Below are 26,507 nucleotides of genomic sequence, written 5' to 3' on the forward strand. Positions count from 1 at the left end.
TGATTGCAGTCCAAAAGTTCCGGGACGGGCGAGACGCCCATCCCATAAGAGTCATTCTTTTAGTTAATTAATTCCGAGCGATACCTTCTTCACGCGCTGCACGTTGCACAGCAGCAGCAACAGCAGTGGCGACGCGTTCATCAAAGACTGAAGGAATAATATGTTCCCGATCCAAGTCTGAAGGCTTGACTAAGGAGGCGATCGCACTTGCCGCTTCCAGATACATTGTCGTGGTAATTGCCTGGGCCCGACAATCTAAAGCACCACGGAATACCCCAGGAAAAGCTAAAACGTTATTGATTTGATTCGGGTAATCACTGCGACCGGTAGCGATCACAGCAACATCTTTACTGATTAATTCTGGCTGAATCTCTGGAATCGGATTTGCCATTGCAAACACAATTGGGTCTTTTGCCATCGAATGCACCATTTCTGGTGTCAAAACTCCCGGTGCGCTGACACCAATAAATACATCTGCCCCTTGCATTGCACCCGCTAACGTACCTTGAGCTTTCACGGCAAATTCGAGTTTTTCTTCTGTCAAATCGGTACGACTGGTAGAGATAATCCCTTTAGAGTCGCACATCCAGATTTTTTCTGCCCCAGCTTTAGTCAGTAACCGAGCGATCGCCACTCCAGCCGCCCCAGCACCATTAATCACGATCTTGATTTGGGCCATTGACTTATGTACCAGCTTTAGGGAATTAAACAACGCGGCCAAGGTGACAATTGCTGTACCATGCTGGTCATCATGAAAAACGGGGATATCTAACTCTTGGCGTAATCTCTTTTCAATTTCAAAGCAGCGAGGTGCAGCAATATCCTCTAAATTCACGCCCCCAAACACCGGAGCGATATTCTTAACTGTCTGAATAATTTCCTCTGTATCTTGGGTGGCCAAACAAATGGGAAAAGCATCCAGCCCTGCAAATTCCTTGAACAGCATTGCTTTGCCTTCCATGACTGGTAGCGCGGCTGCTGGGCCGAGATTTCCCAAACCCAAAACGGCACTACCATCGGTAACAATGGCAACAGTGTTTTGTTTGATGGTTAACTTGTAAACTTCCTCTGGATCTTGAGCGATCGCTGTACAAATTCGACCGACTCCGGGCGTGTAAGCCATTGCTAAATCAGACACACTTCTTAAGGGAATTCTGCTAGTAATGCTGATTTTGCCCCCGCGATGCAAATTAAACGTGCGATCGTAGACACTGAGTAACTTGATATCTGGCAATGCTTTGACTGCTTGCACAATGGTTTCAGCATGTTCGGTACTAGCAGCATCCACAGTCAGATCGCGGGTGGACTCTTTGCGGGTTTGCTCGATTAAATCGATTTGACCAAGATTACCGCCAGTGGTAGCGATCGCCTGGGTTATCGACGCCAACATCCCTACACGATTGGGAATCTGCAAGCGCAGCGTCAAACTAAAACTAGAATTAGGAGTTAGGTCTGCCATGTTGATTTTGGATTTTAAGTTTTAGATTTTATATTAAATTGAGACGAAAACTAAAATTTGAGATTTGTAGTCAGTGGAAACATAATGAATGTAAACTTTTGAGGGAACCCTCAGTAGTTAGTTTACTCACTACTCACAGTTTTGATAATTATTTTTATTTATACCAATGCATTTACTAATATAAATGAGTAACAATTTAGTAATTGTACCCAAATACACCAGATATTTTTTCTGTGTAAATATTTGTATAACTATAGCTTCATGAAAAAAGCGCCCTTTAGATAGAGAGCGTGAATTACAGGCGCGTAGGCGTAGCCCGTCGTAGACATCGTTGCCACAGGTACTGCCTCACCACTGTACGTTCGCTCATTTTGTCAGGGTGAGAGGAATTAATGCCTTGAGGGAAAAGGAATATGACGATAAGCAGTACTAGCAGCATTTTCCGGTAGTCTGTAGAACATGCTGTAGACATGACTCTCCCTACTAATGGATACTATTTCTCAATAAGGAGTTGAGAGTATTACCATGACCATTCGTCTAACTGGGACAGAAGACTTTGGGGAATTTTGCCAGGATGTGCAGTTGTTTAATGACTATGAAGGAAAAGAACAATTGTCTACTTGGTTTGGTAAATACAGCTTTCGCTGGACTGGGCTTCGCCATAATCTTGGACTAGGAATTCATAACAATGAGTATTCTCAACCAGTAATTTTTGAGCAAAAACACGATGACTCACCTTTGCTGACATCTAAGTTTTTTCTGTCTAGTGGTGTCAGAACTGTTACACCAAATGTGCCCGGAGTCAGTGACGATTATGAAGAAGTTGCAGGTTATAACTACTTATTTTGCTTGCCTGATGTTCGAGAGTTTGAACATTTTAATGTAAACCAACGCACTGAGTGTATCAGTATTTATTGGTATCCTGATTTACTTAATAGTTTCCAGGGAAGCTTTGAAGAGTTGCCTACTTTGCTTGAGCAGTTGAGAGAAAATCCCATAAAAGAGCGCTTCCATCAGCCGTTAGAAGCAACCACACCTGCAATGTGGTTAGTACTCAAACAAATATTGCAGTGTCCGTTTCGAGAAAAACTTAGACAAATGTATTTAGAAGCAAAAGTGCTAGAACTACTGACACTTCAGATTGCACAATGGGGGGAAAATCATCAGGTATTAAAGCGATCGCTCCATTTCCGTGCCGATGAAATTGAACGTTTGCATCACGCCAAAGCTATTTTAAATCAAAGGCTGCCACATCCACCTTCTCTACTAAATTTAGCCAAAGAAATCGGACTCAATGACTTTAAGCTCAAACGCGGATTTCGAGAAGTGTTTGGGACTACGGTATTGGGATATGTGCAATCCCTGCGGCTAGAGCAGGCAAAACAGCTACTCCGAGGCACTAATTTGCTAATCGCACAAATTGCTTATCAAGTGGGATACGAAAGTACGAGTCATTTTAGCTATCTGTTTAAGCGGCAATTTGGCATGACTCCTAGAGAATATCGTCAGCCAAAAGGTTTGTAGTAAAAGGGACATCCCGATTCCGATAAAAAAAAATCCGGTTTCAGATATTTGCCCTTACCTGAATTTTGTATTCTCATAAACAGAGTTATATAAAATAATTCTCAAGTATCGACTCTGTTTTGAGAAATCCGGTTGGGTGTGTGGAATGATGAAACTGTTGCGTAGGCGTAGCCCGTCGTTGACATCGCTGTTTATTTCCTGTTTTTTTATTGCTGTGGTCATACAACCAACTCAGGCAAAGCAAGTAACTGAAATTCAAAGTGTACAAGAACTAGACCGTTCTGCAAGAACAGTCAAAGAATGGTTTGCTCAAATAGAACAGCAGAACCCACCAGCCCAAAGCCAGGAAGGTGAAGTTATACAAGTGACTTCTGTGAAGGCAAACCCCACATCTAACGGTGTGGAGGTGATTTTACAGACTTCCATTGGGCAACAATTGCAAGTAGTGAATCGTTCTTCTGGCAATAACTTTATTGCTGACATTCCCAATGCCCAACTGCGTTTACCCAACGGTGATGCATTCACATTTCGTTCTACTAAACCAATTGCAGGGGTTAGTGAGATCACAGTTACTAACTTTAATGCCAATACTATCCGGGTGAGTGTAACGGGGGAAGCAGGTGTACCAATTGTTGAGTTGTTTGACAGTCAAGATGAGGGTATTATCTTCTCTGTGGCAACTGCTTTACCCTCCACACAGTCACAGCAGCAACCTCAAACGCAACCAACTCAGCCAGAAACTCAGACACAGCCTAGTCTTCCATCAACACAGGGCGATGAACCGATTGAGCTTGTAGTCACGGGTGAACAAGATGGATACACTGTGCCAGAAGCATCAACTGCAACTTTAACTGATACACCTTTACGTGATATTCCTCAGTCGATTCAGGTAGTTCCCCAACAGGTAATCAAGGATCAGGGAATCACCCGGATTGTGGATGCGGTTCGCAATGTATCTGGGACTCAGATCGGAGGAGGCTATGGCAATCTTTTCGGTGAAGTCAGAATTCGTGGTTTTTCGGCCGATAGCTTGGTAGATGGGTTTACTGGTTTACTTCCTGTCAATGGTGCCAACATTGAACAAGTGGAAGTGCTTAAAGGTCCAGCTTCAGTACTGTTTGGAGAAGGAGATCCGGGTGGTCTGGTAAACTATGTGACGAAAAAACCTTTAGACACCCCCTATTATTCTGCTAGTTTCACGGCTGGCAGCTACGATTACTACAATCCTGCAATCGACCTATCTGGTCCACTGACGACCGATAAAAAATTATTGTATCGTTTGAATATTTCCTATGAAAATTCTGGCAGCTATCGGGATTACATTGAAAACGATATATCATATCTCTCTCCGGTTATCAGCTACAAAATTAGTGATGCCACAACTTTAGACTTCGCCTATGAATATCTCAATTCTAAACAAGGGTTTGATCGAGGCTTTAGTCCAGAAGCAATCTATCTAACGTTGCCCAGAAATCGGAATTTAGCTCAACCCGATGATTTTTCCAATACTGAAAGCCATCGCCTCGCGCTAACACTCAATCGGCAGTTTGGTGAAAATTGGCGGCTGAGAAGCAGATTTTCCGCACAATTTGATGAAGGTAGTGAAAAAGTTACCCAAATTGGCAATCCTCTTTTAGAGGATGGTCGAACGTTGCCGCGACAGCAGTATGGTGATGGTCCAAATTATACACAAAGTTATGCTCTGCAAACCAACTTAATTGGTAAATTCAACACGGGTGCGATCGCCCATCAACTGCTGTTAGGTCTGGACTGGAGGCATCGCAGCTCTGATACCAATAACGCTTATGGTATTGATGATTTCCCTTCGATAGATATTTTTGAGCCAAACTATAACGTTCCCTTGCCTGACCGCATCTATAGCGGCCCTTATACCACTAAAAATAACGGCATAGGAATTTATCTGCAAGACCAGGTGACATTATTGCCCAATCTGAAGTTGGTTATAGGCGGGAGATATGACTTTGCTGACACAACCACTGAAGATTTTAGTATTCCTGATGAGCCGCAAAAGTCTGGATTTAACTCTCAAGCCTTTTCACCGCGTGTAGGGATTGTTTATCAACCAATCGAACCGATTTCGCTGTACGCCAGCTACAATCGCTCTTTTGTATCCAACTTAGGGACTCTAAAAGTAGGCCGGACGCAAATAGAGCCTTCATTCAGTACACAGTACGAAGTCAGCATCAGAGCTGAACTTTTAGACAAGCGACTTTCAGTAAACCTTGCAGCCTATAACATTGCTAAAACAAATATCCCCACTACAGACCCTAACAACGACCAATTCTCAATTGCAATTGGAGAAGTGAAAAGTCGAGGAATTGAACTGGATGTAGCCGGAGAAATTTTACCGGGTTGGAAAGTGATTGCCTCTAGTTTTCTCAATGATGCTTATGTTAGTAAAGGTTATGCCGGACTTCCCGAAGGTCGCCATCTGACAAATGCACCATATCATGGCGCGAGTTTCTGGACAACTTATGAATTTCAAAAGGGTAACTTGCAAGGATTACAGTTTGGTGCGGGGTTGTTTTTTAAAGGCGATCGCACTGCCAACCTCGATGATCCCTTTATCTTGCCGTCTTATGTCACAACCGATGCCTTAATCGCTTACAAACGGGATAATTGGCGGGCTGCGCTCAACTTTAAGAATATCTTCAATGTCAAATATTACGAATCAAACGACTATCTCACCTTCCCCCAAGCACCATTTACTATACAGGGCACAATTTCAGTGACCTTTTGACCCCACCCTAATCCTATGCCACTTGTAGGTTTTTTACAAGAATACTTGAAAAGTGCCTCAGGGCGATCGCTTATCGCCGGAATTATCTTGTGGTCTGGTTGGCGCAAGCTGATGGCAGGCTTCAAAATTAAGTGGTCTGCCCACCCCAAGCGGCTTACAGCAGAATTCAAGTATTTGAACCACATCTATCCTAGGGGCACAGCATTGCTGTGCCCTTACCGTGTGGTCTATTTACCTGAAAATAGCTGTAATCTTTGATCACGGTATTGAGATATAGCAACAGTCAAGGTGGTTAGGACATTAACAGATGATAAAACTTAGACACAAAAAGGCTTTTCACCCAGTCCCCAGTCCCTAGTCCCCAGTCCCTTGCTATATGTGCAATCCCTGCGGCTAGAGCAGGCAAAACAGCTACTCCGAGGCACTAATTTGCTAATCGCAAAAATTGCTTATCAAGTGGGATACGAAAGTACGAGTCATTTTAGCTATCTGTTTAAGCGGCAATTTGGCATGACTCCTAGAAAATATCGTCAGCCAAAAGGGAGAGGCTAGCACCTGCCGTAGGATGCCCGAACGCAAGAGCGTCTTCTTTAGGAGAAGGGCTGTAAAGGATTTCCCAATGAGCGACTGCCGTCGGGATTGCCGGACTTGTAGAAACTGGCGTGGAATTGAGGGCGGTAATCCGGGGAACAATAAAAAGCTACCTCCTTATCCTACCAATTGCTGAAACTTTAAATTGTGCAAAGGAGTGTTTACCTTGAGTAATAAAAAACTACGTAACTGGATATTTACCCTACATCGCTATTTGGGTCTAGCACTAGGACTGATTGCAATCATCATCGGATTGACGGGCAGTTTATTGGTTTTCCACACAGAAATTGACAACTTTGATCAGCATCTTCAAAGTGGCAGCATTATCCCTCAAGGGAAACAACTACCCATCGAAGCTGTTGTCAACACCGTCAAAAAAGCCTACGCTGACCAACCAAACGCAACTATTCAACGGTATTACCCGTCCACAAAGTCAGATCAGTCAATAAAGGTTATCCTCAAAACTAAAGAAAGTGATTGGCTGCCAATCTACGTCAACCCCTACACAGGGGTAATCCTCAACCGCAACTCCAAGCCAAGTTCGATCCAAAAGATATTTTTAGACATTATCTATCCACTCCATTACACCCTCTTAAGTGGTGACATTGGCACGAAGTTTGTGGGCATTGTGGGATTACTGTTCACAATCTTGAGCATTACAGGCATTATTTTATGGTCTGGTTGGCGCAAGTTGATTGCTGGCTTCAAAATAAAATGGAACGCTCATCCCAAACGGGTTAATTTTGATGTTCATAAAGTTGCTGGTGTGATTACAGCCACGTTTCTAGTCTTTACCTTTTTCACAGGCTTTTGCTGGAACTTTTCTGAATTTGTCAACCCGATAATCTACGCACTCACCTTCTCCAAACCTCAACCCGATTTGGTTTCTGTACCTATTTCCGGTCAGTTGCCGCTAGGATTAAAAGACCAGTTAAAAATCGCTCAAGCTGCCTTGCCCAATGCATCACTTAGTCTAATTGGCTTTCCAAGTAAACCAGAAGAAACTTTTTGGTTTAACTTTAATCTTGGCGATGTTTCTCTTGACCAGTATAGCGGTAAGGTTTTACAAGTATCTACGACGGCAACTGCATCATTAGGCGATCGCATCCTCAATTCCTTTAACGATTTGCACTATGGCACTTTCTGGGGACTTCCATCCCGTATTTTCTACATGTTTGTGGGATTTGCACCGTTGATTTTATTTCTTACTGGTTTTCTGATGTGGAAGCATCGTTATCGGACAAAATCTCCTACAGAATTTATTAAACAGTCCCTTTTAAGGTAATTACAACTAAAAAGCGCCCCCCATTTCTGGAGGGCGCTTCTTATTTAGCTAATCTTTAGAATTAACCGTTGATAGCAGGAGCAGTCATTGCTACAGGAGTAACTTCACCAGCAGCTAAGTCTAGGGGGAAGTTGTGAGCATTGCGCTCGTGCATTACTTCCATACCCAAGTTAGCGCGGTTGATTACGTCTGCCCAGGTGCTGATGACGCGACCTTGGGAGTCAATGATTGATTGGTTGAAGTTGAAACCGTTCAAGTTAAACGCCATTGTGCTGATACCCAAAGCGGTAAACCAGATACCAATCACAGGCCAAGCTGCAAGCAAGAAGTGCAATTGACGGCTGTTTTGAAATGATGCGTATTGGAAAATTAAACGACCGAAGTAGCCGTGGGCTGCAACGATGTTATAGGTTTCTTCTTCTTGACCGAACTTGTAACCATAGTTTAGAGATTCAACTTCGGTTGTTTCACGAACTAAGGAAGAAGTTACCAAGGAACCGTGCATTGCAGAGAACAAGCTACCACCGAATACACCAGCCACACCTAACATGTGGAAGGGGTGCATCAAAATGTTATGTTCTGCTTGGAACACAATCATGAAGTTGAAGGTTCCAGAGATACCCAAAGGCATACCATCAGAGAAAGAACCTTGACCGATGGGGTAGATCAAGAATACTGCGGTAGCGGAAGCCAAAGGTGCGCTGTAAGCTACGCAGATCCAAGGACGCATACCTAAGCGGTAAGAAAGTTCCCACTGACGACCCAGGTAGGTAGCGCAACCGATCAAGAAGTGGAAAACTACCAACTGGTAAGGACCACCATTGTACAGCCACTCATCTAAGGAAGCAGCTTCCCAAATGGGGTAGAAGTGCAAGCCGATAGCGTTTGAAGAAGGAACAACTGCACCAGAAATGATGTTGTTTCCGTAGATCAAAGAGCCTGCAACTGGTTCGCGGATACCATCAATGTCTACAGGAGGAGCAGCGATGAAGGCAATTACGAAGCAGGTGGTAGCAGCTAGCAGGGTTGGAATCATCAGTACACCGAACCAACCGACATAAATACGGTTGTCAGTGCTGGTGATCCACTCGCAAAAGCGATCCCATACGTTAGCGTCAGAGCGCCGTTGTAAGGTTGTGGTCATGGTTTTATAAGTGCTATGGATTGTTAAATATGGAACAAGCGGATTCATTTTCGCCTGTTAAATTTCAGTCTACATGAATGTACTTTTATCCGATCTGTGGCTTAATATTCTTTAACAATCTCATCGAATTTCCTAATATAAACAATAGTGATAAAAGTAATGGATTAAGGCTTTGTAAGCGATTTCAACACTAACCTAGCTATAACTTTTAATGATGCGATCGCCTAGTTAATTGTCTTTACATTCCTTTACAAATAACCTGTTGAAAAAATTTTAAGTTTTGTGGGTTTGTAACGAAATAATAAGTTGTAGATTGTCTTATGTTTCTATTGATTGTAGAAACTTAAAAATCAAAGTAGATGTAGGGCAAACTGCCTTCAGGAGCTAATAACCAAACAGCGTAGAAACATAGAGGGACGAAGACAAGCTTAAGGGGCCAATTAAACTCTAACTTCAGCATCCGGTTGAAGGCATAGACTACAGCCATAAGGGCAGCTAAAGCTAGAAGTATCCAAGTGAGTTGGTATTGGCTGATATTTAAGGCTTCTACATAGACCTTTTCAGCAAACTGGGCGTCAGCAGGATAACCCCAAAGATGCCGAATTACCAAAGAAGATTCTTGGAGATTAGGTAGGCGGAACCAAATCCAAGAGGTAAAAACCATCAGTTGGGTTAAAAACCAAGCGACAAAGATCCCCAGAGGATTTTGCCAGAATTGTTCTAGATTTTTAAAGCGATCGCTCATCGCATGTGTAAGTCGATGAACCACTAAGGCTAACCCGTGGAATATGCCCCAAACTACATAACCCAAAGCAGATCCGTGCCAGATACCAGCGATGAGCATCACAATAAATAAATTCCAACAGGTACGGACTAAACCCCGCCGGGAACCACCCAAAGGAAAGTAGACATAGTTACGTAGCCAATCTCCTAGAGTCATGTGCCAGCGCCGCCAAAATTCTGCAATATTGGTGCTGAAGTAGGGAAAGTCGAAATTCTCAGGTAGAACTAAGCCAAAAAGCAAAGCACTACCACGGGCAATATCTACGTAACCGTTGAAATCTAGATATAACTGCAAGCCGTAGGCGAATGTAGCTAACCAGAGATCGGTACTACCCGCCCGTTGCAGGTTACCAAAACATAAATCTACAAAAATTCCCAGGTGGTCTGCAAAAATACCTTTTTTGACTGCGCCCCTAGCAATCAACCACAGCGCCTCAGCTACTCTATCGGTACTGGGTAATTCTAATGTATTGAATTGATTTGCTAAGTTGTGGTAGCGGGTAATCGGGCCTGAAATCAGTTTGGCGAAGAATAATTTGTACGTGGCAAATTTGAGAAACTGCTCAGTAGCAGGGGCACCGCGATAGACATCTATTAAATAGGCAATGCATTCAAAGGTAAAAAATGAAATTCCCAAGGGTGCAATCAATTTAAAAGAGCTATCTGGTGAGTTTGTTTGCAGATGAAAAACAAACTTGAATAAAGGGGTAAAATACTTAAAAGCTAATAATAAAGAAACATTTAGAATTATACCCAACCACAAAAGTTTTAGACGACGAAGATTCCAGTCACCTTGGGCAAATTGCCACTCTTCATTAGAAATTTGCCAGTCAAGAGAATGTTTTCCTGGTGATGTGTTTTTCCCAATCTCCAGCCCCACACGGAAATTAAGAAACGTTAATGCTAATAGTAATGGTATGTACTGAATCTGCAAAGATGCATAGAAAACAAAACTAGCAATTAGCAGCGTCCACAATCGCAATTTCTGTTGTGCTAAAGACCAGTAAATTCCTAACACACTCAACAAGAACAGGCCATAGAAAATTGATATAAAGTTCATTTATTTAGTCATTTGTCATTTGTCATTTGTCATTGGGCATTGGGCATTGGGCATTTGGTTATTTCCCCCCTGCTCCCCTGCTCCCTCATTTCCTTACTTTGCTGGCCAAGGAATCATCGGGTCATTAGCCAGCTTTTTCGAGACTTCGTATGCTCCAAAGCGGTTGAGGTGGCTGGGGTCAGAAAAGTAGTCATTTGCTTTTATCCACTGTTGGCTCAAATCACGATAAATAAAATTGGGATTAGTAGCCAAAGGCAACATATATTCCTGAAATTCTTGCTCATATTGTCTACGCACTGGATCTAAATAATCTCCCGTGAGAGGCATGTTGACAAACACTAAGGAAATTTTCTGAGACTGGGCAAACTGAAGCACTTCTTGAAAGGCAGCATCTTGCTCTCCTTCTACTTGAAAAGATTTATAATCGTTGTCGTAATTTCCGGGAACTCTAGAATGTTTTTGATAGTATCTAGCGGGATTGAAGCGAATAGATAAAGGTAGAAAGCCATCAAAGTCAACTGCTTGCTGGGAAGTACTCTCATCTGAGGTACTGTCTGTTAGCTGTGTTTGTGATCCAACTGTCTGATTACGATCAAGTATCAGCAGTTGTTTTTGCAGTAAACTTTTAATTTGGTCGCGGTTTTGATAGCTAGCAGAAACAGATGCAAGAGCCTGATTTAACGATTGATTTACAGCTTCATAGGCACTAATCTCCTGTTTTTCCTCGTTTGTCTTTTGTTCTCCCGAACCTACCGTATTTTTTGGCAAATCATTGCTATTTGCATTTGTTGGTGTTTTTTGGAATGCTTGTTTATAACCAGCTGATGCAACGATAGATTTAAAGGTAATATCCTCGCGTCCACCATTAAAAGCACGCGCACCATCTGCCCAGATAATTATTTTAGGCAGTTCTGATGGTTCCAGTACGTGGCGAATCACAAAATCTACAACTTGTGCGGTAGCACCGTTGATCCCAAAATTAAACACGTCAAGATTTGAATAGCCCTGAGTTGCTAAAGCTTTAGAAAGTGCAGCTGGATCTACTCCCCTGAGGGCACGGGAGGAGCCAATAATCAACACATTTGGCGGACTACCAGTTCTAGCTAAACGCTGTTTATACAGTGCTAGTTGCTCGTCTAACTGCCTGACATTGAAACTTGGCAGCTGCGATCGCGCTGCTAAAAGAATAGCGGTAGCGGTTGCTTTTTCCTTCAGTGGTGCGGCAGCCAAATTCTTTGGCGGGGGATCATCACTTTGGGTAAATTCAGAAGCATTAAATACAGAACTCTGATTTGGAGGAGATTTTGTCTTGGAAGTGCTGGTAAAAACTGTCGTTTTTTGACTCTGATTTGTCCCAGATGTCAAAGATGCCTTATTCCCAGATGATGGGAGCGAGACACTAGCGACCTTTGGCGAAGGCGTAGTGCGTGCAATAATTCGACCTAGTAGCCAATCAGTTTGGAGGGTAAGTAATATTCCCAGTGCTCCCCAAACCAGAGCAATCTTAAGTCCTTGAACATTACGGTTTGCTTCGGTTGATTGATGGCTTTCGGTAAATAGCTGGCTTCTCAACAGGAATTTTTTTGCTGTTGCACTCGCCGTTGCTATCCAATCTCGCGCTACTTCTGTGACAAAACTTTGAACTTCTTGTGTCGTTAAGTCGGGGCGTAAAATCGGCTCACTAGTCTCATAGGTTACTAGATCGTTAACGTATTTAGAAGTAGCAGCAAATTCTGGGGTTGCTTCTGGAACTAGACGTTGGCGATGCTCAAGATCAAGACCATAGTGCCAAAAAGGTTCTTTATTACCAGCACGGCGACCGTAGACACGTATCCCCAAAATACCGGGAATTTTTAACTGACGGATAAACTGCGTAATTTTGTTTGCTACTTGTTCACGTTCTGGACAAACAGGTGCATCACACATGATGTGCAATAAATCATTTTTATTCAGCAAAAGTACGCGAATTCCACCTGTCAATAGACGCCAATCCAAGTCAGGATTGAGTAAACGCTCCAGTAAAAATATGATCGCTGGTTGATCGCCAGTATTCGCCAAATCTAGCGGTAATGTGGCAAAGACGGGATGCTTTGCAGCCGGTAAAGCCAGCCAATCAATCCAAGTGGGTTGCTTGTCGCCTGCTTTTTGTCCGTATACGGTAGCAGCGAGAATGCCTTGGGGAGCGATCGCTTCTAGCTGGGGTAAAATCGCCTCTAAGCACACTACTTTGTCTGGGATTGGGGCAGTTCCTAAGGGATCAAAAGCTGGGGTACAAAAGATATGTAGCGTTGATTCTTTCAGAAAAGCTTGGACAGCAACTTTTAACTCTGACAATACCTCAGTTAATAATCGAGCGATCGCTTGTACATCCCCCCAACGCGCCCACTCCTTAAGCATCACCTCTGGTGGCGTCAAATCTACCCGCAGCAACCAATCAGGCGCAGTTTCGCCGCTCACCTGGGAAACAATTACTGCATCTTGGTAGCCGGAAAGCTTGAGATAACGCAACTTTTGGGCGATTGGTTCAGCAAGCAATGATGCATCAGGGCTATAGCTCGACTGGCAAAATATCCACAGGCGATTTTCTTCCGGCTGAGAGTTCTTTGGCTTATATAGCTTAATCTTTACCTGTACCGATACACCTAAAAGACTCAGAGTTTCGCTGAGATACCGAGCAATAGCCTCTGGGTTCCCTTGGCGTGCCAAACTTTCGTTAGAGACAATTAGCGCCCCACCCGATTGTTTTGATTTTTCCGAGTCTGCTAGCAGCCCTTGCTGCACCTGCTCCAGATGCTTATCTATTTGATTCAAATAAACCCGATGACACCATTTGGGGCGCTGTTCCCCTTTTCTTCGGCCATAGACAAATACTTGATATATTGAGGGTTGTTCGTTGCTTGTGAGGATATCCACGTCTGTTTGCTGTAATGCTTGCAGCAAGTCAGACAAAGTGCGCCAACGCTGCGGACATTCTGTACCTTCACAAAGAATATGAAGGTCATTTCCCCGCAACCGGACTTTCACCCCAAAAGTGTTGATCCCTGTTGCTTGGCTTACCCATTGCACTAAGGATTGCTGGCGATCTGGTAATACTGTTTTCATGGGAAGTTAACTTTACAGTCAGCGATTGTTGGGGGATAGTGCCTGCACTTGTAAACTAGAACCATATGTCTATCACACTCTGATGGTTTTTTTTTAACAATTTTGTTACCTTCGTAGCTCACAAAATCGGACAAGATAGTCTTGTACAGGTTGCAAGTCTGACTAATGTTGAGTTTTGCGTTTATTTTACTAATAGGGAGTCAGAAGTCAGAAGTTAGGAGTTAGAAGTTAGGAGTTAGGAGTTAAGAGCCAGGAGTCAGAATAATTCTATATGACTGGCTGATGACTTGTCCTTTAAAGCTGGACTTGCGTCCCACTCGGCTAAAGCCCCCAATGGGCAAAACAAACAACAAGCTTATCTCATTTAAACTCCATCCCTTTATCTTTGGAGTCATCTTAACTCCTAACTCCTAACTGCTAACTCCTAACTCCTAACTCCTAACTCCTGACTCCTTTTGACTCATAATTACCATAACCAAGAATTAGCAATGCCTCCTGCCAACCAACAGCCTTCACCTAATCCTGCATCCAATCTGGATTTATTTACCATTCCCCAGTCTTTCCTTTTACAAATAGGTACAGCGTCTATATTACTGCTGCTGATTACAGGAAAAACTACAGTCAGAGCACTAGAAGCCATAGGGGAAGCCAGTGAAGAATTATTTCGAGGCGATCGCCTACCCAACCTCGACTTCCCAGACGAACACGAAACTAATCTTCATGAGAATATATACACCAAATAATTATTTGCTCAGGAACAACCCGGTGAGCATTAAGTGCAAAACCTAGAAGTGTAAACAGTAATTAGCTTTACAAGAATAGAGAATATGGGTTCCCTTTTATACTCTTCGTCTCAAACTGCGGATATATACCCGGTGTCGGAATTATTTTTGCGTCATCGTCTCCAAGTAGTGGAAGAATTGTGGGAGTCAGTTCTCCGGCAAGAATGCGGTCAAAACATGGTAGACCTGTTGCAGCAGTTACGCGATTTATGTTCACCAGAAGGACAAGCAACAAATGATCAAGCATCCTCAGCCGTCAAATTGATTGAACAACTAAATATCAACGAAGCAATTCGCGCGGCTCGTGCTTTCGCTCTGTATTTTCAGTTGATTAACATCATAGAGCAGGAATACGAACAACGGCAGCAATTGAGTCGCTATGAGGCAGAAACAGAGGCTACAGAGCCGCAAACACCATCCAATGTCAACTATTCGTCCAATCAAAGAGAAGATGACGCGCCTGTTAGCAGGGGAATAGTAGCAAACTTGCTGAGAAAGAGTTATCTAGAAAAAGCGCAAGTTAAACCAAAAGGTACTTTTGCTGCCTTGTTTCCCTATTTATTCAAACTGAATGTACCACCCCAGCAAATTCAACGTCTAATTGCACATCTGGATGTACGCTTAGTTTTCACAGCGCACCCGACGGAAATTGTGCGTCATACCATCCGAGAAAAACAGCGACAGGTAGTACAACTATTACAAAAACTAGATGCCTTGGAAAACCACTCTGGTAGCACACCAGGAGCATATCCTTGGGAAGCAGCAGATGTCCGCGAACAATTGCTCGAAGAAATTCGCCTGTGGTGGCGCACAGACGAACTTCACCAGTTCAAACCCACAGTGCTAGATGAAGTAGATTATGCCCTACACTACTTCCAAGAAGTTTTATTTGATGGCATTCCCCAACTGTATAAACGTTTCAAACACACCCTATCCAATACCTTTCCTTGGCTAGAACCACCGAGTAAAAACTTTTGCTCTTTCGGCTCCTGGGTAGGCTCAGACAGAGATGGGAACCCATCAGTCACACCCGAAATCACCTGGCAGACAGCTTGCTATCAGCGCAAAATGGTGCTAGGGAGATATATTCAGTCAGTGAAAAATCTGATTGAATTGTTGAGTGTGTCGATGCACTGGAGTGATGTCTTACCAGACTTACTGGAATCTCTAGAATTGGATCAGTCCCAGTTAAGTGAAGTTTACGACGCACTGGCGCTGCGTTATCGACAAGAACCCTATCGGCTGAAACTGGCTTATGTACTGAAACGGCTGGAAAATACTCGCGATCGCAATCTAGCTTTATATAATCGGGAAACGCCAAAAAATCAAGATAGCCCCCTGTATCTTTCGGGAGCCGATTTTTTAGCAGAACTGCGGATGATTCAGCGCAACTTGACCGAAACAGGCTTAAGCTGTCGAGAATTAGAAAATCTCATCTGTCAGGTAGAAATTTTTGGTTTTAACTTGACACAGCTAGATATCCGCCAAGAATCATCCCGCCATGCTGATGCACTCGATGAGATACTGGAATACCTGCAAATATTATCTCAACCTTACAACGAACTCTCTGAAGAGCAAAGAGTTGCTTGGCTCACAGGAGAACTCCAAACCCGGCGGCCATTAATTCCGGCAGAATTGCCATTTTCCGAAAAAACCAACGATGTAATTGAAACGTTTCGCATCGTGCGATCGCTACAACAAGAGTTTGGTGTCAACATCTGCCAAACTTACATTATCAGCATGTGCCGCGACGTGAGCGACGTGTTGGAAGTACTACTGTTAGCCAAAGAAGCCAGACTTTTTGACCCCGCCATTGCTGTCGGAACTATTCAAGTTGTCCCCCTATTTGAGACAGTAGAAGACTTACAACGCTCAAGAAGCGTCATGCGGAAACTGTTTGAACTGCCGTTATATCGGGCTTTGTTAGCCGGCGGCTACGAACAGACAAAAGCAGAGGATGCCGATGAAAATTCATCCTCCCCTGCCTCCCCTGCCTCTCCCTCCCCCTCACCCCTCCCCATTAACTTGCAAGAAGTGATGCTGGGGTATTCTGACAGCAACAAAGACTCTGGTTTTTTAAGCAGTAACTGGGAAATTCATAAAGCTCAAAAATCACTGCAAGAAATAGCAGAAAACTATGATCTAAATTTGCGGATTTTCCACGGACGCGGCGGTTCTGTGGGACGGGGAGGGGGCCCTGCTTACGAGGCGATTTTGGCTCAACCGGGTCATAGTATCAATGGGCGAATCAAGATTACCGAACAAGGAGAAGTTTTGGCTTCCAAATACTCCTTATTGGACTTGGCTTTGTACCACATGGAAACCATTACCACTGCTGTGATTCAAGCTAGCCTGCTGCGGACAGGGTTTGATGATATTGAACCCTGGAATGAGATTATGGAAGAATTAGCTGCGCGATCGCGTCAACATTATCGGGCTTTAATCTATGAACAGCCTGATTTTGTTGACTTCTTCCACCAAGTAACCCCCATTGAAGAAATTAGCCAGCTACAAATTAGTTCCCGTCCAGCACGGCGTCCATCTGGTAAGAAAGATTTAAGCAGTTTGCGAGCTATTCCTTGGGTATTTAGCTGGACACAAACCCGCTTTTTGCTTCCTTCCTGGTACGGCGTTGGCACAGCGGTGCAAGAATTCTTGAACGAAGAACCAGAAGAACACTTGAAATTGCTACGTTACTTTTATGTTAAGTGGCCCTTCTTCAAGATGGTGATTTCTAAGGCCGAGATGACCTTGGCAAAAGTAGACATGCAAATGGCACAGCACTACGTCCAGGAATTGTCAAAACCAGAAGATAAACTTCGTTTTGCCAAGGTTTTTGACCAAATTGCCAGCGAGTTCTATCTTACAAGGGATTTGGTCTTAAAAATCACCGATCACAATCGACTGTTAGATGGTGATCCTGTATTGCAACGATCTGTGCAGTTACGCAATGGCACAATTGTACCCTTGGGATTTATCCAAGTTTCACTACTCAAGCGCCTACGGCAGTCCCTAAATACTACTGCTACTTCTGGAGTCATCCACTCTCGTTACAGCAAAGGCGAGTTACTGCGAGGGGCATTGTTAACTATTAATGGTATTGCAGCCGGCATGAGAAATACAGGTTGATTGAGAATGGGGCATGGGGGAGATAACCAATGCCCTATAACTAATGACTAATGACTAATGACTAATGACTAATGACTAATGACTAATGACTAATGACTAATGACTAATGACTAATGACTAATGACTAATGACTAAAAACAGAATTTTAACTTGCACTTTTTTGGCACTGTCATCAGGTTTTTTTGGTGCTTACACCAGTGGGCAAATTACCATAATGTTGCATAGTCAAAAGTGCCAAAACCAACCTTGGGGTTTAAAGGAGATGTGCAACGCTTGGATGACACCTGGAGCAATGTGGCAAGGTAGCACAACAGGACTATGGACAGGCACAGTCTTAGGGGCGTTTGTTGGGGGTTCGGTGACGCGACAAGCTAGTGATTAGTCTGTTGACTAAGCTGAAAAACATCTAATTTGCATAACCGAATTAAACATAACTCTTATGGGGTGGGCCGAAAAGCCCGCCCTAGTTATGCAATTTAAATTTGGAACAGCTTAGTAAACTGTGGCGGTAATTTGCCTACCTTTAACAAGGGGCTAAAACCAATACAGTTTAGTTAGACCTAAAAACCTTAGGCTGCGTAGGTTGGGTTGAGGAACGAAACCCAACATTTTCGGGCATTTGTTGGGTAACACGAATGTTCAACCCAACGTACTATTATCCTTAACCCAAGCGTGTTGAGGCTTAAACCCCAAGTCTTGTTAATTGAGATGGTAGCTGGATTTACCCCGTGCTGTACTAGCTGATCAAAATAAATTTCTTACGCAAAGACGCAAAGAATTGCAATTAATCCTCAGCAGCAAAAAAGCCAGTAGGCAGCTTTGGTGTCAGCAAGGCTGGTAAAATCTACCCATAGCGAAGAAGAGTAAATCACCATGCCTACCGAAACTAACCCAGGAAATCAAACTACCACGGGTGCTGATGCTATTGATGAAGCGATCGCACAGGGAATTGATTTTGATGGTTCTCCCATTCCACCTGCCAAGCTAGAACTTTATGGTAAAGTTATGGCCCTAGAAGGCAATAGACAGCGCAGTGGCGTATCTAATACTATGCGATCGCGCATTGTGCGAATTGGTGCAAAACACATTCCCCAAACAGAACTCGACCAATTACTTGTAGATGCTGATTTTGCACCTCTAAAAGAGAAAGAAATTGCATTTTTCTATAGTGGCAAATAAATATAGCAGCACAACATAGCCAGGACGAATAGAATTCGCGGTTACACAAACTTTCGTCCGCCTTTGCTGCAAAACGCTACGCGAACGCGGACTAAGAGAAAATTAGGTTTTTAACCCACGGAGGTGGGTAAAGCCTCGTGTAGACGAGCCAGTACGTTGGGCGGGCAATGCCCGACTTGTACTCCTACGGAGAAGCAAGCTACGCGCAGCGTCTCCCCTTCTCCCATTCGTGAGAGGCTAGCGCCTGCCGTAGGATGCCCAAAGGGCTGTAGGGAGAAGCAACTGGCGTGCGGTTTCTAACCGCCCTTTTAACGTTAAGTTGACTCTCTACCTCACACATCCGAAATTGCCATCGATATTTTGGCTTCTTAAGTCTTTTGCTGATCGGGTTGAAAACTATATCTTCAGCAAGATATTGTCAATTTTTCCTTGTCTTGAAATTGGCACACAGCTATATGTAAGTAATAGCAGATAGACAAGGAGAACATATGTCAGGAACTACGTCAAATTCAGAAATGCTATACCGAGTTCTCGGCAGTACAGGAGAGAAAGTTTCCGCAATCGGATTGGGTGGTTGGCACATTGGCTTGAAGCACGTTGATGAGGAACTGGGTATCCGCATTGTTAGAACAGCGATTGATCGTGGCATCACCTTTATGGATAACAGTTGGGATTATAACGGTGGAGTCAGCGAGATTCGCATGGGAAAAGCGCTGCGCGATCGCTATCGAGATAAAGTGTTCCTGATGACAAAAATTGACGGTCGCTCTAAAAAAGAAGCAGCAAGACAGCTAGACGAATCACTTCAACGCCTGCAAGTTGATTACATCGATCTTGTGCAGCACCATGAAATCATTCGGTACGAAGACCCGCATCGAGTTTTTGACGAAGAAGGGGCGAATGCTGCATTCATTGAGGCGCAAGAAGCTGGCAAACTCCGATACATCGGCTTCACTGGGCATAAAGACCCCCATGTTCATCTGCACATGCTGGAAGTTGCAGCCACTCACGGGTTTAAGTTTGATACGGCTCAAATGCCGCTGAATGTGATGGATGCCCACTACCGGAGTTTTGCAAAGTTGGTTGTGCCAGAACTGGTGAAACAAAACATTGGCGTTCTGGGGATGAAAAGCATGGCAAACGGTATTCTTTTACGGTCAAATACTGTAACGCCAATTGAGTGTTTACACTATGCTTTGAATCTGCCCACATCGGTTGTGATTACCGGAATTGATAGCATGGAGATTTTAGAGCAAGCCTTTGAAGCAGTGCGGACGTTCCAGCCAATGAACGACGATCAGGTGCGATCGCTCTTAGCAAAAACCGCAGAAGCAGCATCACGTGGAGAGTTTGAGCCTTTCAAAACCTCATCAATTTTCGACAGCACTGCCCAAAATCCAGATTGGCTGGGAGAGGAGCCACAGCGCATCCAGCAATTGATGTCAGCGTGATACTTTCTTAATGTTATCTCCAGAGGAAGTTCACACGATGATACAACACTAAAGCATCTTGCGGTTTAGTAATTCTATCGCCACGCTATCTAATGGAACCTCCTGCAATGCGATTGTTTCGATTAACAATGCCATTGTTTTAACTGACAGTGCGATTGTTTAGACTGACAATGCGATTGTTTAGACTGACAATGCGATGGTTTCGACTAACAATGCGATTGTTTCAACTGACAATGCCATTGCATCGACGGTTGCAAGTTAATTAACTCAACGGCGTTATTGTCGTTCTCTGGAGAGAGTGATCAAAGAGCGATAAGTAAGTCGGCGTGGAAATCTACAAGTATGTAACAAAACCTTAAAAATCTTAATCTCAACTGATTGTGTTAAATTTTACACGTTTTGCTATAACAACATTTGTGCTATAGTCTTGTTTTTGCTTATCCTTTTGTAAAAACCCGATAGTAAACAAGGCAGAAAGGGTTATGTATCGTAGCAATTATAAATCGCGGCTACATAGGCAAAAACCGCATGACAACGCTTAGAAAACTCTCAATTTTGCCTGCTTTGCACGGAGGTGGACTTTGCTTGTATAGTACCGAATGACCTTCGCCAAACACTTTCCAAACATCACTCTAAGCGCGATCACCCATGTCCAAAATCTGTAAACTGTTTGATTGCCTGCTTGATTACCAGCAAAAAAATCTTTACTCAAAATTCAATCTATCAAAATAGTGAATTCGTTTAATAACTAATGACGCCAGAACCTCTATCTAGGGAACGATATGGCTAATCAGCTAAATGAAGTAGAAATAGTATGCTAAATCACATGAGATTGTATTCTATGAGACTGAATTATTTGACAAAACAGCTTTCAACGGTAAAACGCTGGATGGCTACAACACTGGTTTGTATGTTAGCGATCGCTTTCGTTTGGCAAGGTGCATTTTTCTCGAACACTTCAGCAATGGCTGCTCCTACTGCAACCTTGATTGCATCGGCAGACGCAGGCGATCAAGTTAAAGATAAAACCAGTAAAGATGCTGGACGAGCCAAAAATTTCATCGATGATACGGCAGATAAAGTTAAGGAAGCTGCAAAGAGCAATGCCAGTAAAGTTGATGAAGCAACAGACAATGGTAGTTTTGCTGAGCGCAAAGCAAAGAGAGATGCAGCTACAATTCAGAGAAGAGCAGACGAAGATTCGACTCGCACTAAAGAAGCAGTAGATAAAACAAAGAATGTTGTTGAACGCACTGTTGAAAACATCAAAGATGCTTTTGGTAGATAGAGAATAGATATAGCAATCCTATTTGATTTCATTCAAATCGAAAGGCTTAGATTCCCGACTTATCTAAGAAGTCGGGAATCTTGTTGTTTACAAATAATTTAGGAAAGTTTAAGGTTACGTAAATATTATTACAGCAATTTTCAGGTAATTAAACCATAGGGTAGGAGCGACAGCTAGCTGCACGCCCCTAAAGGCAATTGTGGTTGAAATAAATGAAAAAGGCTGTAAGCAACAAGTCTATTAAGAGACGCGCACCATGTTATTTGCTAGTTATGCAAGAAATCAGACAAAATTTTATAATTAATTTAGGAAGATTATTTTACTAAACAAATACTGAATTTAGCTAAAATAGTTTTGTATTTTTACATACATATTTGTTGTGCCTATATGAACTAGCGATCGCTAATATAATTAGCTGCTGTTACCGAAAAAGAGAAGAAATAATTGCTAAATATTTAGCAGCAATTATGCTGAACATATAGTTAGAAATGAGATATTTAACTTTCTTTTGTACTAGCTTAAAAGGGTAAAACTGAGCGATCTAGTTAAGGAATTTCCGCAAACTGCTCCTGAAAAACTTGGTTTTATATACGGATTACCGAATATGTTTAAGTAGCATTACTTATTGACAAATGTGCTATAACTTTAGCTAATTGCAATCTTATTTTGGCAAATTGTTAATGGGTAACAAATTTTTCAGCATTATCAATTACGAAGTTATACTTTCCACTACAACTTAGTAACAATGTAAGAGTTTGATTATGTGGACAACCCGACCGTGGGAAAATCAAAATACCGAGACTAGAAGTTAGAGAGGAAAACCCTATAATATGCATCTGAGCGAAATCACCCATCCTAATCAGTTGCACGGTTTATCTGTTCGCCAACTGCAACAGATTGCCCGTCAGATTCGAGATAAGCATCTCCAAACGGTAGCAGTTAATGGTGGACACTTGGGGCCAGGGTTGGGTGTTGTCGAATTAACACTAGGACTTTACCAGACACTGGACTTAGATCGGGATAAAGTGATTTGGGATGTAGGACACCAGGCTTATCCCCACAAACTGCTTACAGGACGCTACGATCACTTCCACACCCTCAGACAAAAAGACGGAGTTGCGGGTTATCTCAAACGCTGTGAAAACAAGTTTGACCATTTTGGGGCTGGACATGCTTCTACGAGTATCTCAGCGGCATTGGGCATGGCTTTAGCGCGAGATTTAAAAGGGGAAAAATTTAAAGCCGTTGCTGTTATTGGCGATGGGGCGCTGACTGGGGGTATGGCTTTAGAAGCCATCAACCATGCCGGACACTTGCCGAAAACTAACCTGTTGGTTGTTCTCAACGACAACGACATGTCTATATCTCGCAACGTCGGGGCAATTCCCCGCTATCTGAACAAAATGCGCCTCAGCCAACCGGTGCAATTTATTAAAGATAATCTTGAGGAACAGTTTAAGCAAATTCCCTTCGTGGGTGAATCCCTGTCTCCAGAACTCGGACGCATCAAAGAAGGTATGAAACGCTTGGCTGTTCCCAAGGTAGGTGCAGTTTTTGAAGAACTCGGCTTTACCTATATTGGGCCAGTGGATGGGCATAATCTCGAAGAATTGATTACCACTTTCCAACAGGCACATCAGATACCAGGCCCAGTTTTGGTACATGTAGTAACAGTCAAGGGCAAAGGCTATGAAATTGCCGAACTAGATCAAGTTGGCTACCACGCCCAAAGCCCCTTCAACGTAGCAACTGGCAAAGCCATTCCTTCCAGTAAACCCAAACCCCCGGCTTATGCTAAAGTCTTTTCTCACACTCTGGTGAAACTTGCCGAACAAAACCCGAAAATCATCGGGATTACTGCGGCTATGGCAACGGGGACAGGCTTAGATAAACTTCAAGCAAAACTGCCCAATCAATATATTGATGTCGGCATTGCTGAACAACACGCGATCACCTTAGCTGCGGGACTTGCAACTCAGGGTATGCGCCCCATCGCCGCCATTTATTCTACCTTCTTGCAACGCGCCTATGACCAGATAATTCACGATGTCTGCATCCAAAACCTGCCAGTATTCTTCTGCTTGGATCGGGCAGGAATTGTCGGATCTGATGGGCCCACCCACCAAGGTATGTATGATATTGCCTATCTGCGTTGCATTCCCAACATGGCAATAATGGCACCCAAAGACGAAGCAGAACTCCAACGCATGGTAGTAACTGGCGTTAACCATAGTGGCCCGATCGCTATGCGCTACCCTCGTGGCAATGGCTACGGCGTCCCCTTGATGGAAGAAGGTTGGGAACCTTTGGAAATCGGCAAAGGAGAAATTCTCCGCACTGGCGATCATGTGTTAATCGTCGCCTATGGCACAATGGTCTATCCAGGAATGCAAGCCGCTGAAATTCTCAGTGAACATGGCATTGAAGCAACTGTAATTAATGCCCGTTTTGTTAAGCCTTTGGATACCGAGTTGATTTTGCCTTTAGCCAAGAAAATCGGCCGTGTCATCACCTTAGAAGAAGGCTGTATCATGGGTGGCTTTGGTAGTGCGATCGCTGAAGCCTTGTTAGATGCAGATATTCTAGTTCCTGTCAAGCGATTCGGTGTCCCAGATGTGTTAGTAGATCATGCTGAACCGAATGAATCTAAGACAGAATTAGGTTTAACTAGTCATCAAATAGCAGAGAGAGTTTTGGAAGCTTTCTTTAAGCAGCAAGTATCTGCTGTTGTTTAGTTAATTCTTTGTAGAATGAATCGCCCACACTTGTGACTCAGGTGTGGGCGATCGCTTATGAAAACGGCAAGTCTAATATTAGTAGATTGAAAAATTTGGCGATCGCCTACAGAGTTGCAATTCTAACGTTTCTAGATTAAAGTTTTATTTTCTACAAAAAAATCCTAACTATTTAAGCTATTTAAAATTTGTCGCTAAAAGCCAATCGTACTGTCGCTACAAGTGTGCGATCGCAATGACAAGCGAATGATTTTAGTCAATTATCTAAAATCATGAGATGCTAAATAATTACTCGAATTAACTTTGGTAGCTCGATTATCTGTATACTAAATCTTGTTAATTAACAGGATTTCTATACCATCAATTTAGTAACAGCATCGTGCAGTATCAGGCGATCGCTTTATAGTTTTCATGGGTTCGACGATTGAAGTTTTACCCCTCATTTTGTCATGGTCTTTCTCAAAATTAAATTGCATTCCGATATTCAAGTCATAAAAACGCTTGTCAAAAATTCACAAAAGGAAAAATATGCCAGGAACTACATTCACGACTGCTCAAAACATTGGAATTCTCAAATATTTTAACTACAATGATGCTATAGCAAATGCAAGTCCACTAGATTATTACAAATTTTCCCTGACCAGCACCAATAATATTACTTTGCTTTTGAATGGAGTAACTCAAAACTATCTCTATGCCAAAATCTATTATGACAAAAATAATAATGGATTGATTGAGAGTGGAGAACAACTTGACTCTGAGATTGCTGGTTCTAGTCAGAATGCTCAACTTACTACAACATTAGGAGCCGGGAATTACTATGTTGAAATTTCCCAATACTACAACAACGTCACCAGCAACTATTCGCTACAATTAGCAGCTACATCTGCACCTGCTTCGATTGCCTCAAATCCTGGTAATACACTCGACACTGCTTATAATATTGGCAATCTAACTGGTAATAAAACTTTCACAGAATTTGTCGGGAGTGTAGACCCACTTGATTACTACAAATTTTCCCTGACCAGCACCAATAATATTACTTTGCTTTTGAATGGAGTAACTCAAAACTATCTCTATGCCAAAATCTATTACGACAAGAATAATAATGGATTGATTGAGACTGGAGATGAGCTTTACTCTGAGATTGCTGGTTCCGGTAGTAATGCTCAAATTACTAAAACATTAGGAGCCGGGAATTACTATGTTGAAATTTCCCAATACTACAACAACGTTAACAGCAACTATTCCCTACAATTAGCAGCTACGTCTGCACCTGCTTCGATTGCCTCAAATCCTGGTAATACACTTAACACTGCTTATAATATTGGCAATCTGACTGGTACTAAGAGTTTCACAGAATTTGTCGGGAGTGTAGACCCACTTGATTACTACAAATTTTCCCTGACCAACACCAGTAATATTACTTTGCTTTTGAATGGAGTAACTGACAACTATCTCTATGCCAAAATCTATTATGACAAGAATAATAACGGATTGATTGAGAGTGGAGAACAACTTGACTCTGAGATTGCTGGTTCCGGTGGGAATGCTCAAATTACTAAAACATTAGGAGCCGGGAATTACTATGTTGAAATTTCCCAATACAACAACAACGATAACAGCAACTATTCCCTACAGTTAGCCAACATTAGCATCCCGAGCAATCAAAATCAGCGTCTCACTGGTAATGCACTGAATAATACTCTGATTGGCGGTGCTGGAAATGACCAATTGCAAGGGGTAGCAGGAAATGACACCCTCCAGGGAGGTAATGGTAATGATATTCTCACTGGTGGAACTGGTGATGACTTCCTCTGGGGAGGACTGGGCGATGATATTCTCACTGGTGGAGCCGGGAAAGATAAATATCTGTTCCAAAATAATGGGGTTTTTAGCAGAAGCTTAGGTGTTGATTACATCACTGAGTTTGAAGCGAGACAAGACCAGATTGTGCTGAGTAAAACCACTTTCAACGCTGTTACTAATACTGTGGGACAGGCTTTAACTAACTTTGCAGTTGTCGCTAATGATCAATTAGTCAACGCTAATAATGCGCGTATTATTTTTAGTCGAAGTAGTGGTAGCCTATTCTATAACCAGGACGGCAATCTTCTGGGTACAGGAACTGTGTTTGAGTTTGCTCGTTTAGGGAATCCTGATATTACTTTGAGTAGTAGCAATTTCAGTCTAATTGCCTAGTTTTTAGGTATTAAGATGTAGAACATCTTAAT

17 protein-coding genes are annotated in these 26,507 nt (G+C 42.9%); 13 read left to right on the forward strand and 4 right to left on the reverse strand.

The window, feature by feature from the left end; all coding sequences use genetic code 11:
- Nucleotides 1-67: 67 nt before the first annotated feature.
- Nucleotides 68-1,459 carry a malic enzyme-like NAD(P)-binding protein gene (locus tag V7K85_RS31905; protein WP_334820028.1) on the reverse strand — a complete coding sequence of 464 codons (1,392 nt, stop codon included), beginning with the start codon at nucleotides 1,457-1,459 and terminating at the stop codon, nucleotides 68-70.
- Between the two features lie 525 nt (nucleotides 1,460-1,984).
- On the opposite strand from V7K85_RS31905, the gene V7K85_RS31910 reads away from it, so the two are divergent.
- The 5 genes from V7K85_RS31910 to V7K85_RS31925 all read left to right on the forward strand — a co-directional run bounded on the left by V7K85_RS31910 (nucleotide 1,985) and on the right by V7K85_RS31925 (nucleotide 7,620).
- Nucleotides 1,985-2,983: a helix-turn-helix transcriptional regulator gene (locus V7K85_RS31910; protein ID WP_334820029.1), complete on the forward strand. Its 999-nt coding sequence runs from the start codon at nucleotides 1,985-1,987 to the stop codon at nucleotides 2,981-2,983.
- Between the two features lie 145 nt (nucleotides 2,984-3,128).
- Nucleotides 3,129-5,744, forward strand: a complete 2,616-nt coding sequence (locus V7K85_RS31915) for a TonB-dependent siderophore receptor (RefSeq protein WP_334820031.1) — start codon at nucleotides 3,129-3,131, stop codon at nucleotides 5,742-5,744.
- A 15-nt stretch (nucleotides 5,745-5,759) separates the two neighbouring features.
- On the forward strand, nucleotides 5,760-6,002 hold the full coding sequence (locus V7K85_RS31920) for a hypothetical protein (RefSeq protein ID WP_334820032.1): 243 nt from the start codon (nucleotides 5,760-5,762) through the stop codon (nucleotides 6,000-6,002).
- Nucleotides 6,003-6,113: 111 nt separating this feature from the next.
- Nucleotides 6,114-6,296, forward strand: a complete 183-nt coding sequence (locus V7K85_RS36740) for a helix-turn-helix domain-containing protein (RefSeq protein WP_442940637.1) — start codon at nucleotides 6,114-6,116, stop codon at nucleotides 6,294-6,296.
- A 196-nt stretch (nucleotides 6,297-6,492) separates the two neighbouring features.
- Nucleotides 6,493-7,620 carry a PepSY-associated TM helix domain-containing protein gene (locus V7K85_RS31925; protein ID WP_334820034.1) on the forward strand — a complete coding sequence of 376 codons (1,128 nt, stop codon included), beginning with the start codon at nucleotides 6,493-6,495 and terminating at the stop codon, nucleotides 7,618-7,620.
- Between the two features lie 61 nt (nucleotides 7,621-7,681).
- Here the strand turns inward: V7K85_RS31925 and psbA are convergent, their stop codons facing one another.
- The 3 genes from psbA to V7K85_RS31940 all read right to left on the reverse strand — a co-directional run bounded on the left by psbA (nucleotide 7,682) and on the right by V7K85_RS31940 (nucleotide 13,709).
- The gene (psbA, locus tag V7K85_RS31930) at nucleotides 7,682-8,764 is read right to left on the reverse strand and encodes a photosystem II q(b) protein (protein WP_334820036.1); all 1,083 of its coding nucleotides are present in this window, start codon (nucleotides 8,762-8,764) and stop codon (nucleotides 7,682-7,684) included.
- A gap of 343 nt (nucleotides 8,765-9,107) precedes the next feature.
- A complete protein-coding gene (locus V7K85_RS31935) occupies nucleotides 9,108-10,607 on the reverse strand; it encodes an MBOAT family O-acyltransferase (RefSeq protein WP_334820038.1) in 1,500 nt (499 codons plus the stop codon).
- Nucleotides 10,608-10,700: 93 nt separating this feature from the next.
- On the reverse strand, nucleotides 10,701-13,709 hold the full coding sequence (locus V7K85_RS31940) for a DUF1574 domain-containing protein (RefSeq protein ID WP_334820040.1): 3,009 nt from the start codon (nucleotides 13,707-13,709) through the stop codon (nucleotides 10,701-10,703).
- 488 nt (nucleotides 13,710-14,197) lie between these two features.
- Between V7K85_RS31940 and V7K85_RS31945 the strand changes: the two genes are divergently transcribed.
- The 8 genes from V7K85_RS31945 to V7K85_RS31980 all read left to right on the forward strand — a co-directional run bounded on the left by V7K85_RS31945 (nucleotide 14,198) and on the right by V7K85_RS31980 (nucleotide 26,475).
- Nucleotides 14,198-14,452, forward strand: a complete 255-nt coding sequence (locus V7K85_RS31945; RefSeq protein WP_334820042.1) for a hypothetical protein — start codon at nucleotides 14,198-14,200, stop codon at nucleotides 14,450-14,452.
- A gap of 84 nt (nucleotides 14,453-14,536) precedes the next feature.
- The gene (gene ppc, locus V7K85_RS31950; protein ID WP_334820044.1) at nucleotides 14,537-17,620 is read left to right on the forward strand and encodes a phosphoenolpyruvate carboxylase; all 3,084 of its coding nucleotides are present in this window, start codon (nucleotides 14,537-14,539) and stop codon (nucleotides 17,618-17,620) included.
- Nucleotides 17,621-17,747: 127 nt separating this feature from the next.
- The gene (locus V7K85_RS31955; RefSeq protein ID WP_334820046.1) at nucleotides 17,748-18,002 is read left to right on the forward strand and encodes a hypothetical protein; all 255 of its coding nucleotides are present in this window, start codon (nucleotides 17,748-17,750) and stop codon (nucleotides 18,000-18,002) included.
- Nucleotides 18,003-18,493: 491 nt separating this feature from the next.
- Entirely contained in the window at nucleotides 18,494-18,799 is a 306-nt protein-coding gene (locus V7K85_RS31960) for a small RNA NsiR4-regulated ssr1528 family protein (protein WP_334820048.1), read from the forward strand.
- Between the two features lie 488 nt (nucleotides 18,800-19,287).
- Entirely contained in the window at nucleotides 19,288-20,250 is a 963-nt protein-coding gene (locus tag V7K85_RS31965; RefSeq protein ID WP_334820050.1) for an aldo/keto reductase, read from the forward strand.
- 841 nt (nucleotides 20,251-21,091) lie between these two features.
- Nucleotides 21,092-21,538 (forward strand): hypothetical protein, encoded by a 447-nt coding sequence (locus tag V7K85_RS31970; RefSeq protein ID WP_334820052.1) that lies wholly within the window; start codon nucleotides 21,092-21,094, stop codon nucleotides 21,536-21,538.
- Nucleotides 21,539-22,368: 830 nt separating this feature from the next.
- A complete protein-coding gene (gene dxs, locus V7K85_RS31975) occupies nucleotides 22,369-24,273 on the forward strand; it encodes a 1-deoxy-D-xylulose-5-phosphate synthase (protein ID WP_334820054.1) in 1,905 nt (634 codons plus the stop codon).
- 528 nt (nucleotides 24,274-24,801) lie between these two features.
- The gene (locus V7K85_RS31980) at nucleotides 24,802-26,475 is read left to right on the forward strand and encodes a calcium-binding protein (RefSeq protein WP_334820056.1); all 1,674 of its coding nucleotides are present in this window, start codon (nucleotides 24,802-24,804) and stop codon (nucleotides 26,473-26,475) included.
- Nucleotides 26,476-26,507 lie beyond the last annotated feature (32 nt).

Source organism: Nostoc sp. (assembly GCF_036917615.1).
Lineage (GTDB): Bacteria > Cyanobacteriota > Cyanobacteriia > Cyanobacteriales > Nostocaceae > Nostoc.